Raw genomic sequence first — 10,794 nt, forward strand, 5'->3', positions numbered from 1 at the left:
GCGTTGAACAGCCTGGGGCAGGGCAGCGTCGTGCCGGCACCGGGTGGTGTACTGGTTCGGGATCAGGACGGGAATGTGCTGGGAGCGGTGGGGATCAGCGGGGATCTGTCGGATGTTGACGAGCAGTGTGCGATCAATGCGATCGAGGCGTTGGGGTTGGTGGCGGATGCGGGGGTGGCGGCTTAAATCTCACTGGCTGAACTAGCGCTTTCGCGAGCAAGCCCGCTCCCACACTGGACCGTTGTTGGACACAAAATGTCCGGATGCCGAAATCCACTGTGGGAGCGGGCTTGCTCGCGAAGGCTATGTACCGGACACATCCAGCCAAAAGTCTACGCCGCGATTTTGCAGTCGCTGATCTAGCCTTTCCCAGATTTCATCATGAGAGAGGGCAAGGGAATGCCTGAGCTGTCAGCTTCACACCGCCTGCGCATCGGCCGGTACACCGAGCAATACCGCATCTATCTACTGACTGCCAATACCCTGAAGCGAGAACCTGTTTTCAGGGATTACGCCTTGGGTCGCTTGGTGGTCCATCAACTCAGGCAAGCACAGAATGATGGCTTCGCCGATTCCTTGGCCTGGGTAGTCATGCCCGATCATTTTCATTGGTTGATTCAGTTGAACAAAGGCTCATTGGGACAGCTGATGTGCCAAACCAAATCCTTGAGTGCCCGAGCAATCAATGCGGCTACTGGCAGAACAGGTAGCCTCTGGCAGCAAGGTTTCCATGACCATGCCTTAAGAAAAGAAGAAGATCTTGTGAAGCTGGCTCGATATGTTGTGGCTAACCCATTGCGGGCAGGACTGGTCGAGAAGCTTGGCGACTATCCGTTGTGGGATGCGATTTGGGTTTGATCTAAAACCGAGTTGTCGCCATTCGCGAGCAAGCCCGCTCCCACACCGGATCTTCAGCGCCCACCAATCCCCTGTGGGAGCGGGCTTGCTCGCGAAGGCGCGCGCCGCGGTCTACCGCTCGGGCTCACACCCCTTGAGCACCAACCGGATAATCGTCTGCGCTGCCGCTTCGTAATCCTCTTCATCCAGCCTGGCCTTGCCGGTGATGGCGGTGATCTGCCAGTCGAAGTCGGCGTAGGTCTGGGTCGCGGCCCAGATGCTGAACATCAGGTGGTTGGGGTCGATGGGGGCGATTTGTCCGCGGTCGATCCAGGTCTGGATGCACTCGATGTTGTGTTTGGCCTGGCCATTGAGCTGTTCGACCAGATCGCTGCTCAGGTGGGGGGCACCGTGCATGATTTCGCTGGCGAACACCTTGGAGGCGAAAGGCAGGTCGCGGGAGATGCGGATTTTCGAGCGAATGTAGCCGCTGAGCACTTCACCGGGTTCGCCCTCCGGATTGAACGGTGTCGAAGCCTGCAGGATTGGCTCGATGATACTTTCCAGAACCTCGCGGTAGAGGTTTTCCTTGGATTTGAAGTAGTAGTAGACGTTGGGCTTGGGCAATCCCGCCTTGGCTGCGATGTCACTGGTTTTGGTCGCAGCGAAGCCTTTGTCGGCAAACTCCTCACTGGCGGCACGCAGGATCAGTTGTTTGTTGCGCTCGCGGATAGTGCTCATAACCCGGGTGATTCCTTGCCTGTTCTGGCGGTTGCGCATGGTATCACCGGCCTCGCGCGGCGCTCAAGAATGCACCGCAGCCCGCGCTGCCGCGCTATGCTGCTGCGCATTCATTGCAGAAGGAAACCCGATTCATGGCAGGAAGCAGTTTGCTGGTGCTGATCGACGACATCGCGGCCGTGCTGGACGACGTGTCATTGATGACCAAAATGGCCGCCAAGAAAACCGCTGGCGTACTCGGTGACGACCTGGCACTCAACGCCCAGCAAGTCAGCGGCGTGCGGGCCGAGCGGGAAATCCCGGTGGTCTGGGCGGTCGCCAAGGGTTCGTTCATCAATAAATTGATCCTGGTGCCGTCGGCGCTGGCCATCAGTGCGTTCATTCCGTGGCTGGTCACGCCGCTGTTGATGCTCGGTGGTGCTTATTTGTGCTTCGAGGGGTTTGAAAAACTCGCCCACAAGTTCCTGCACAGCAAGGCTGAAGATCAGGCTGAACATGCCGAATTGGTCGAGGCGGTGGCAGACCCGGCGGTGGATCTGGTGGCGTTTGAAAAGGACAAGATCAAGGGCGCGATCCGTACCGACTTCATTCTCTCGGCCGAAATCATCGCCATCACCCTCGGCGTCGTGGCCGAGTCGGCGCTGAGCCAGCAAGTCATCGTGCTCTCGGGGATCGCCATCGTCATGACTGTCGGTGTCTACGGGTTGGTAGCGGGCATCGTCAAACTCGATGACCTGGGGCTGTGGCTGACCCGCAAGCCTGGTCAGATGGCCAGGAGCATCGGTGACGCCATTCTGCGCGCTGCGCCGTACATGATGAAAAGCCTGTCGGTGATTGGCACTGCGGCGATGTTCCTGGTAGGCGGCGGCATCCTGACCCACGGCGTGCCGGTGGTGCATCACTGGATTGAAAGTGTCAGCACAGGGGCAGGCGGTGCCGGGTTTATCGTGCCGACGTTGCTCAATGGGGTAGCGGGGATTGTGGCGGGTGCGGTGGTGCTGGTTGGGGTCATGGCTGCCGGCAAAATCTGGAAAACGCTCAAAGGCTAAAGCCAACACCAAACAAATGTGGGAGCGGCGGTGCGGCGATCCGACTTGCTCGCGAAAGCGGTCTGTCAGTCAATGTTGATGTCGACTGACACTCCGTCTTCGCGAGCAAGCCCGCTCCCACAGTGCTTTTTTTGGGGGGTTACTCGGCGATCTGCAACTTGCGCGCTTCGGTGTATACGTAACGCACTTTCTCGTACTCGAACGGCGAGTTCATCTGGCCATAGCGGAAGCTGGTCTGGTGGCGCTTGTCGATGCCGCGCAGGATCCAGACTTCCGGATGGTTGGAGCTGACCTCGGCGACGTTGAGGAAGTTGATCGCACTCTCGGCCGTGTAATCCACCACCAGGCCACTGGTATCACGCAGGTTCGACGGACCGAGGATCGGCAGGACGAAATAAGCGCCGCCCGGCACGCCGTAGAAGCCCAGTGTCTGGCCGAAGTCTTCGCTTTGACGCGGCAGGCCCATGGCGGTGGCCGGGTCCCACAGGCCGGCGATGCCGATGGTGGTGTTGAGCAGCAGTCGCCCGGTGGTTTCCAGTGAACGCTGGCCCTTGAGTTGCAGCAGGCTGTTCAACAAGTTGGGTACGTCGCCCAGGTTGTTGAAGAAGTTGCTGACACCGGTACGCAGGAAACTCGGGGTGACGTAGCGGTAACCATTGACCACCGGCATGAACACCCATTGGTCGAAGCGGTAGTTGAAGTGATACACGCGCCGGTTCCACTCTTCCAGTGGATCGTAGACAGCCAGTGCGCTGAGCGTCGAACGTTCGAACTCGCGCTGATCCAGGCCCGGGTTGAACTTGAGTTTGCTCAACGGTTCCTTGAAACCGTCACTGTCGACGACCACGGGAGCGTTGGCTTTGCTGTTGTCGGCATTGGCGACGCCTGCACAGAGTAACGCTGCGAACAGCAGGAGATATTTAGCCACGGAAGAACTCCAGCATGGCGTCGCTGTTGACGCGGTAGTTAATGTTGCCGCAGTGGCCACCGTGCGGGTAAACAGTCAGGCGATCACCGAAGGTCCTGCGCAGGAAGCCCAGGTCGCCAGGGCCGAGGATCACGTCATCGGCGTTGTGCATGACGGCGATTTTCGGGCTTTCGTGCAGATAGTCCTTCAGTGCATACAGGCTTACCTGGTCAATCAGTTGCAGCAGGCTGCCGCCGTCGGTACGGGCGCGCCACATCGGGATGACCTGTTCGGTGATGTAGCAGTCGAAGTCGCATTGCAATGCACGCTTGAGGAATGGCGTGAGGCTGGTGCCCTCGGTGATCGGGAACTTGGGTGGGGTGATCAGGCCGCGGCGGTTGATCAGGTCCGAAGTGAAGGCAATGTCGGCCGCCGAAAAGCGGAACGAAGTGCCGATCAGCATGGCCATCTGTTCGTTGCTCAGCTGCTGTTTGGACTGCTGGAAGTCGTAGACCAGAGCGTCGTTGAGGTCGATGTAGCCCTTTTGCTGGAAGTAGCGGGTCAGTTTGTTCAGCACCAGCTCATAGAATGTGGTGCTGTTGTTGATGCCCTTGACCTCGGTCTGGACCAGCTTGTCGAGGTTGGTGATCGAGGTATAGAGGTTGACCGGCGGGTTGAGCAGCAGGACTTTCTTGAAGTTGAAGCTGCGGCGGGTTTCATCCAGGTGCGAAACGAAAGCGGCATCCAGTGCACCCAGGCTGTACCCGGTCAGGTAGTAATCGGTGACCGGCACTTTCGGGTTCTGTGCCCGCACGGCCTGCATCACCCGGTACATGTCTTCAGCGTCTTCCTTGGAAATGCCCGGCGTGGCGAAGCGCGATGCGGCACTCATGAAGTCATAGCTGGTGGGCGATGACAGCTGCACCACGTGGTAGCCGGCTTTGTAATAGAGCTTCTTCAGGTATTCGTTCAGGCTGCTGTCATAGCGTGCACCGGTGCCGGCGATCAGGAAAATCAGCGGCGCGGCGTGATCCTGCGTGGCAATGCGGTAGTCGAGTTTCTTGACCGCCCAGAAATTATCCGGCAAATCGAATTCCCGTTCCGGACGCAAGGTAACGCTGCGCACCGCCTGATCGATGTCACCGTCCAGGGGCAGCTCCGGACGCAGGTCCGGCGGCGTGGTCGCGATGGTCGCCTCGAACGGATTGGTCAGGGGGTAGCCATAACTGGCGGCGTCAATGTCGACCGCCAGTGCGGACGCACTCAATATAAGGCCGCCAAACAGGGCGGCGAAGCGCAAGGAACGGAGCATGACTATATCCCTTAGAGGAAGGTGCCGAATGAGTTTCGCAGGCTATGACCGCTGGATTTGCGCCAAAGTGCCACGCATCGGCACCAAACAGGCCTGATTTCGACGTAATAGTAGCTGGACGATACACTTTGCAGCGATTGAATGCCCAGTTAACAGTTGTTAATGCTTGCGCAAGGCTGTCGTGCGATTAAGCTGGCCGCCGTTTTTCGCCTTTTGGAGTGTTACATGTCCCGCCGTTTGCCCGTGATTTTGCTGCTTGTGTTGCTGCCGCTATGGCTGGCCGCCAGTTATGGCGCGCGTTATGGCTTCATGGAGGATGCGCGATGGGTCGGCATTTGCGTGGATGAGGCAAGCCGCTGGGAGTGCCAGGTGCGTTCCAGCCTGGGGCTGATGATCCACTTCGGGGTTCTGGGCTGGGCTGCGCTGGGCGCGGCGATCATCGGCTTTGTCGTGCCGGGGCGGGCAGGCTGGTGGCTGGCGGTGCTGGCGCTGGTGTTCGGGTTTCCGGCACTGGCCCTGTACAACACGACGCTGGCGGTGTTTGCGGTGGTGATTGCGGGGTTGCGGTTGGTCAGGGAGTCTCGCGGCGCCTGACCGTCAGCCTTCGCGAGCAAGCCCGCTCCCACATTTGATCGTTGTCGAACACAAAGTAGATGTTCGCCGAAGAGCCATGTGGGAGCGGGCTTGCTCGCGAAGAGGCCGGTCAAGTCGCTAAAGAGTCAAACCTTGCGAACCCGCAAGCAACGCCACAACGCCGCCACCATCAACACACTCGCCAGCGCCCAGCCCCAGGCCTGCTGATTCTGCAAGCCTTCACGGAACAACTGCGGCGCAATGCCGGCACCGATGATGAAGGTCAGCAACGCGATCTCGCGGCGCGGCACATTCACCGGGCGGCACAGATAAACCAGCGCCGGCACGATGAACGCGACGCTCGGGAAACTGCGGTAGCGCGGGTCGAACACCAGTTCCAGCATCATCACGGCTGCCGCGAAACCTGCCGTTGCCACCAGCCAGCCAGCACGGCGTTCGAGCAAGTCGAAAGCCCGCCCGCGCCAACCGCTACGAGGGCTCAAAGTCAGCGCGGCATGGGCCAGCGCGAGCAGATTCAGGGCAGTCAGCAATGCGACCCACAACCACTCACTGGTAAAGCGCGTGGTAACCCGTGCCAGGTCACCCCAGGCGCCAATCGAGCACCCCGCCAATGCGCCGAGCAGGGGCAGCACCAGCGCCGAGCGCGTCGTGCGAACCCGGCCGCCAAGCAGCAGCGTGCCGATGAAGATCAATCCGCCAACCGACAGCCATTGCGACCAGTACGGTACGTTTGTCACTGGCCCGGCCAGCACGCCCTTGTCCTGGCGATCGGCATCGAACAATCCCCAGTAACCCCCGACCGCACCTTCACTGGCACGTTTCCACGGCTGGTCGAAGGCTTCGATCAGGTTGTAGTGCCAGCCCTGTTGCTCGGCCATGGCGACAAAACCACGAATGAACCTGGCTTCGTTGACCCGGCTCGGCAGGGCCGTTTCACGCTGGCGACCTTCGCTTGGCCAGCCGGTTTCGCCGATCAGTACATCCTTGGGCGCGAACTTGTTGCCGAACACCTGGCGTACTTCGGCCACATGTTGAAGGGCTGCGTCGATGTTCGATGGATCATCTTCCCAATACGGCAGCAAATGGATGGTCAGGAAGTCCACGGCGGGGGCGATTTCCGGGTGCTTGAGCCAGAACTCCCAGACGTCGGCATAGGTGACAGGCTGTTTGACGTGGCTTTTGACCTTGTTGATCAGCTTCGCCAATTGCGCGCCGGTGACTTCCTTGCGCAACAGGGTTTCGTTGCCGACGATCACCGCGCTCACCACATCCGCGTTGGCGTTGGCCGAGGCGATCAGCAGGTCGACTTCTTTTTCCGTGTCCACCGGGTTGCTGTTGACCCAGGCGCCGATCATCAGCTTCAAGCCATGCTTGCGCGCCAGATCCGGCAGGGCTTCGAGGCCGGTCATGGAGTAGGTGCGGATGCATTCGAAGCTTTTGGACAGCAGCGCGAGGTCGGCATCCATGCGCTCGGGGCGCAAGTTGAATGGCACGTCGAACGGCGATTGGTCTTTGTCGAACGGGGTGTAGGAGGCGCATTGCAGCTTGTGCGTCGCGCTGGCGACATCCGGCAGGATCACCGGTTTGCCAATGCCGTACCAGAAACCACCGAGGGCAAAAAGCCCCAGCAGGCAGGCGAATAGATAAGCAGGAAAAGGAAAGCGTGATGTCGCGGACATGGTCAGGCCGTGTGGGAACAAAGCGGCGCATGTTACCTGCATTTACCGCGTGCTTGGTGGCCTGCATGATTTTGACATGCAAAGTTCGGGCGGAGCCTCCGGTGCGTAGGTCGCGTTAAAGATTAATGGCTTTCTGATGTCGTTTCTCGATGGATTGAGGTCGCTGGCAGAGCAGGTCGCGATGAGCGTCAGGTTGATTATCGAAGGCGTCAGTACTCCGCTGATGTTCCAACGAGTTTGCGGTAGGCGTGATGGGGGCGCTGTGCACCATAACAATACGTTTAAGCGACTCGGCATCCGTCGAGCGCAGCACTTTCGGGGAAGTAACGATGAAGATGCGACGACTCTTGGGCGCAGGTGCCGCTTTGGTGCTGGCGATCAGCGCTACCGCGGCCAGTGCCGCCGGTAAGGAAGTGACTTTGGGTTATGTCGACGGCTGGTCGGACAGTGTCGCCACGACCAACGTGGCGGCAGAAGTGATCAGACAGAAACTCGGTTACGACGTGAAGCTGCAAGCGGTCGCTACCGGGATCATGTGGCAGGGCGTGGCCACCGGCAAACTCGACGCCATGCTGTCGGCCTGGCTACCGGTGACCCACGGCGAATACTGGGCGAAGAACAAGGATCAGGTCGTCGATTACGGCCCGAACTTCAAGGACGCGAAAATTGGCCTGATCGTGCCGGAGTACGTTAAGGCCAAGTCCATCGAGGACCTGAAAACCGACGACAGCTTCAAGAAACGCATCGTCGGCATCGACGCAGGTTCAGGTGTGATGATCAAGACCGATCAGGCCATCAAGGACTATGACTTGACCGGGTATCAAAACAAAGCCAGTTCCGGCGCCGGCATGATCGCCGAGTTGACCCGTGCCGAGAAGAAAAACGAATCCATCGCTGTGACCGGTTGGGTGCCGCACTGGATGTTCGCCAAGTGGAAACTGCGCTTCCTCGAAGACCCGAAAGGCGTGTACGGCGCGGCTGAAACCGTGAACAGCATCGGCAGCAAAGGCCTGGAGGCCAAGGCACCGGAAGTGGCCAAGTTCCTGAAGAACTTCCAGTGGGAATCCAAGGACGAAATCGGTCAGGTCATGCTGGCGATTCAGGACGGTGCCAAGCCTGATGCCGCCGCGAAGGATTGGATTGCCAAACACCCAGAGCGTGTTGCTGACTGGACTAAATAAACTTCGATCAAGCGTCTAAGCTGCTTTTCCCTGTGGGAGCGGGCTTGCTCGCGAATACTGACTGTCAGTTGACTGAGAGGTTGACCGACATGCGGCTTTCGCGAGCAAGCCCGCTCCCACATTGATTTGTGGCGTGCTGATAAATGGCGAAAACGCCATGTGGTTCTAAGACTAAGGTCGTCTGGAACCTGCCCCGCAGCCGCATAGAGTGGATACCGTTCCAACTAAATCTGTGCTGCGAGGATAAAAACAATGAACGACAGCATTTACCTCTCGATTCAAAACAGCCCGCGCTTCAAGGAGCTGGTTAGCAAGAGGGAACGATTCGCCTGGATTCTTTCGGCGGTCATGCTAGGGCTTTACTCCGCATTCATCCTTTTGATCGCTTACGGGCCGCAAGTGCTGGGGACGAAAATCAGTCCCGAGTCTTCGATTACCTGGGGCATACCGATCGGCGTCGGGCTGATTGTTTCGGCCTTCGTCCTGACCGGCATCTACGTACGACGTGCCAATGGCGAGTTTGACGACCTGAACAATGCGATTCTCAAGGAGGCTCAGCAATGATCCGGCGTCTACTGGCTCTATTGAGCATCGCGGCTTTTGCACCGGGCGCCTGGGCGGCTGACGCCCTGACCGGTGAAGTGCATAAACAACCTCTCAACGTCGCTGCGATCCTGATGTTCGTTGTGTTCGTGGGGGCCACCCTGTGCATTACCTACTGGGCCTCCAAGCGCAACAAGTCGGCTGCCGACTACTATGCGGCGGGTGGCAAGATCACCGGGTTCCAGAACGGTCTGGCGATTGCCGGCGACTACATGTCGGCCGCCTCGTTCCTGGGGATTTCCGCGTTGGTGTTCGCTTCCGGCTATGACGGGCTGATCTATTCGATCGGCTTCCTGGTGGGCTGGCCGATCATTCTGTTCCTGATCGCCGAGCGCCTGCGCAACCTGGGCAAGTACACTTTTGCCGACGTGGCGTCCTATCGCCTGGGGCAAACCCAGATCCGCACACTGTCCGCCTGCGGTTCGCTGGTGGTGGTGGCGTTCTACCTGATCGCCCAGATGGTCGGTGCCGGCAAGCTGATCCAGTTGCTGTTCGGCCTCGACTATCACGTCGCGGTGATCCTGGTGGGTGTGCTGATGTGCCTTTACGTGTTGTTCGGCGGCATGCTGGCGACCACCTGGGTACAAATCATCAAGGCTGTCCTGCTGTTGTCCGGCGCTTCCTTCATGGCGCTGATGGTGATGAAGCACGTCAACTTCGACTTCAACATCCTGTTTTCCGAGGCGATCAAGGTTCACCCTAAAGGTGAGGCGATCATGAGCCCGGGCGGTCTGGTAAAGGATCCGGTGTCGGCGTTCTCCCTCGGCCTGGCACTGATGTTCGGTACCGCAGGTCTGCCGCATATCCTGATGCGCTTCTTCACCGTGAGTGACGCAAAGGAAGCTCGCAAGAGCGTGCTGTACGCAACCGGCTTCATTGGCTACTTCTACATCCTGACCTTCATCATCGGTTTCGGCGCGATCCTGCTGGTCAGCACCAACCCGGCCTTCAAAGACGCGGCCGGCGCGTTGCTCGGTGGTAACAACATGGCGGCGGTACACCTGGCCAATGCGGTCGGTGGCAGCATTTTCCTGGGCTTCATCTCGGCGGTGGCGTTCGCGACCATTCTGGCGGTCGTTGCCGGCCTGACCCTGGCCGGTGCTTCGGCGGTGTCCCACGACCTGTATGCCAGCGTGATCAAGAAGGGCAAGGCCAACGAGAAGGATGAGATTCGTATTTCGAAGATCACCACCGTTGCCCTGGGTGTGCTGGCCATTGTTCTGGGCATTCTGTTCGAAAGCCAGAACATCGCGTTCATGGTGGGCCTGGCGTTCTCCATCGCGGCGAGCTGCAACTTCCCGGTGCTGCTGCTTTCGATGTACTGGAAAAAGCTGACCACTCGCGGTGCGATGATCGGTGGCTGGATGGGGCTGATCAGTGCGGTAGGCCTGATGATCCTTGGCCCAACCATCTGGGTGCAGATCCTGCATCATGAGAAAGCCATCTTCCCGTATGAGTATCCGGCGTTGTTCTCGATGATGATTGCCTTTGTCGGGATCTGGTTCTTCTCGGTTACCGACAAGTCCACTGCGGCTGACAATGAGCGGGCGTTGTTCTTCCCGCAGTTTGTTCGTTCGCAGACCGGGTTGGGGGCGAGTGGGGCGGTTTCGCACTAAGGCTTCAATGTTTTATATATAAGTTGCACTGACATCCAATGCCCCGGTCGAGAGATCGGGGCATTTTTGTTGGGCGATAATCGACCGGAATTTTTTTGGTGTGTATATCCGTTGCTGCGGTAACGGCGACTTAGGGTTTCGCCCTTACGGCGACTCACTTTTTTTAACAAGCGCCTTAAAAAAAGTAAGCAAAAAAAGCGCTCGCCCCGAACGTCCGGCCCCTCGCCAGGGCTCGGGGTTCCTTCGCTCCGGCATTCATCCGGGGGCATTGCTCT

At 58.9% G+C, this 10,794-nt stretch carries 11 protein-coding genes; 7 read left to right on the plus strand and 4 right to left on the minus strand.

The genetic code is table 11. The features are described 5' to 3' along the window. Positions 1-186 (plus strand): heme-binding protein (locus ACCD00_RS28740; protein ID WP_413428616.1); only part of this gene is annotated, 186 nt, incomplete at its 5' end. Between the two features lie 213 nt (positions 187-399). Then, positions 400-858: an REP-associated tyrosine transposase gene (locus ACCD00_RS28745; RefSeq protein WP_413428623.1), complete on the plus strand. Its 459-nt coding sequence runs from the start codon at positions 400-402 to the stop codon at positions 856-858. 111 nt (positions 859-969) lie between these two features. Here ACCD00_RS28745 and ACCD00_RS28750 read toward each other — a convergent pair whose 3' ends face one another. Beyond that, on the minus strand, positions 970-1,578 hold the full coding sequence (locus ACCD00_RS28750) for a TetR/AcrR family transcriptional regulator (RefSeq protein WP_322614320.1): 609 nt from the start codon (positions 1,576-1,578) through the stop codon (positions 970-972). A 134-nt stretch (positions 1,579-1,712) separates the two neighbouring features. Here ACCD00_RS28750 and ACCD00_RS28755 point away from each other — a divergent pair, with 134 nt between their 5' ends. Beyond that, a complete protein-coding gene (locus tag ACCD00_RS28755) occupies positions 1,713-2,627 on the plus strand; it encodes a DUF808 domain-containing protein (protein ID WP_413428617.1) in 915 nt (304 codons plus the stop codon). Positions 2,628-2,766: 139 nt separating this feature from the next. Here the strand turns inward: ACCD00_RS28755 and ACCD00_RS28760 are convergent, their stop codons facing one another. Both ACCD00_RS28760 and ACCD00_RS28765 read right to left on the minus strand, forming a co-directional pair. Further along, positions 2,767-3,555 carry a VacJ family lipoprotein gene (locus ACCD00_RS28760; RefSeq protein ID WP_413428618.1) on the minus strand — a complete coding sequence of 263 codons (789 nt, stop codon included), beginning with the start codon at positions 3,553-3,555 and terminating at the stop codon, positions 2,767-2,769. Next, a complete protein-coding gene (locus tag ACCD00_RS28765) occupies positions 3,548-4,846 on the minus strand; it encodes a serine/threonine protein kinase (RefSeq protein ID WP_413428619.1) in 1,299 nt (432 codons plus the stop codon). The genes ACCD00_RS28760 and ACCD00_RS28765 overlap by 8 nt, the downstream gene beginning before the upstream one ends. A gap of 225 nt (positions 4,847-5,071) precedes the next feature. Between ACCD00_RS28765 and ACCD00_RS28770 the strand changes: the two genes are divergently transcribed. Further along, on the plus strand, positions 5,072-5,440 hold the full coding sequence (locus ACCD00_RS28770; protein WP_413428620.1) for a hypothetical protein: 369 nt from the start codon (positions 5,072-5,074) through the stop codon (positions 5,438-5,440). A gap of 125 nt (positions 5,441-5,565) precedes the next feature. Here ACCD00_RS28770 and ACCD00_RS28775 read toward each other — a convergent pair whose 3' ends face one another. Then, positions 5,566-7,161, minus strand: coding sequence for a beta (1-6) glucans synthase (locus ACCD00_RS28775; RefSeq protein WP_413428621.1), 1,596 nt, complete (start codon positions 7,159-7,161; stop codon positions 5,566-5,568). A 287-nt stretch (positions 7,162-7,448) separates the two neighbouring features. Between ACCD00_RS28775 and ACCD00_RS28780 the strand changes: the two genes are divergently transcribed. The 3 genes from ACCD00_RS28780 to ACCD00_RS28790 all read left to right on the plus strand — a co-directional run bounded on the left by ACCD00_RS28780 (position 7,449) and on the right by ACCD00_RS28790 (position 10,519). Next, complete coding sequence (locus ACCD00_RS28780) at positions 7,449-8,300, plus strand: glycine betaine ABC transporter substrate-binding protein (RefSeq protein WP_413428622.1); 852 nt, start codon at positions 7,449-7,451, stop codon at positions 8,298-8,300. Positions 8,301-8,552: 252 nt separating this feature from the next. Further along, positions 8,553-8,864 (plus strand): DUF485 domain-containing protein, encoded by a 312-nt coding sequence (locus ACCD00_RS28785; protein ID WP_057398424.1) that lies wholly within the window; start codon positions 8,553-8,555, stop codon positions 8,862-8,864. Next, positions 8,861-10,519 carry a cation acetate symporter gene (locus ACCD00_RS28790; RefSeq protein WP_322614313.1) on the plus strand — a complete coding sequence of 553 codons (1,659 nt, stop codon included), beginning with the start codon at positions 8,861-8,863 and terminating at the stop codon, positions 10,517-10,519. Before ACCD00_RS28785 ends, ACCD00_RS28790 begins: the two co-directional genes overlap by 4 nt. Positions 10,520-10,794: the final 275 nt, after the last annotated feature.

Origin of the sequence: Pseudomonas sp. Pseusp3 (genome assembly GCF_047304225.1) — a bacterium.
Classification (GTDB): domain Bacteria; phylum Pseudomonadota; class Gammaproteobacteria; order Pseudomonadales; family Pseudomonadaceae; genus Aquipseudomonas; species Aquipseudomonas fluorescens_CD.

Bases quoted from the DNA above. Each gene is read 5' to 3' on its own strand.
- ACCD00_RS28785 (WP_057398424.1), top strand. From the start codon at position 8,553: ATGAACGACAGCATTTACCTCTCGATTCAAAACAGCCCGCGCTTCAAG.
- ACCD00_RS28775 (WP_413428621.1), bottom strand. From the start codon at position 7,161: ATGCAGGTAACATGCGCCGCTTTGTTCCCACACGGCCTGACCATGTCC.
- ACCD00_RS28755 (WP_413428617.1), top strand. From the start codon at position 1,713: ATGGCAGGAAGCAGTTTGCTGGTGCTGATCGACGACATCGCGGCCGTG.
- ACCD00_RS28750 (WP_322614320.1), bottom strand. From the start codon at position 1,578: ATGAGCACTATCCGCGAGCGCAACAAACAACTGATCCTGCGTGCCGCC.
- ACCD00_RS28765 (WP_413428619.1), bottom strand. From the start codon at position 4,846: ATGCTCCGTTCCTTGCGCTTCGCCGCCCTGTTTGGCGGCCTTATATTG.
- ACCD00_RS28745 (WP_413428623.1), top strand. From the start codon at position 400: ATGCCTGAGCTGTCAGCTTCACACCGCCTGCGCATCGGCCGGTACACC.
- ACCD00_RS28770 (WP_413428620.1), top strand. From the start codon at position 5,072: ATGTCCCGCCGTTTGCCCGTGATTTTGCTGCTTGTGTTGCTGCCGCTA.
- ACCD00_RS28780 (WP_413428622.1), top strand. From the start codon at position 7,449: ATGAAGATGCGACGACTCTTGGGCGCAGGTGCCGCTTTGGTGCTGGCG.
- ACCD00_RS28790 (WP_322614313.1), top strand. From the start codon at position 8,861: ATGATCCGGCGTCTACTGGCTCTATTGAGCATCGCGGCTTTTGCACCG.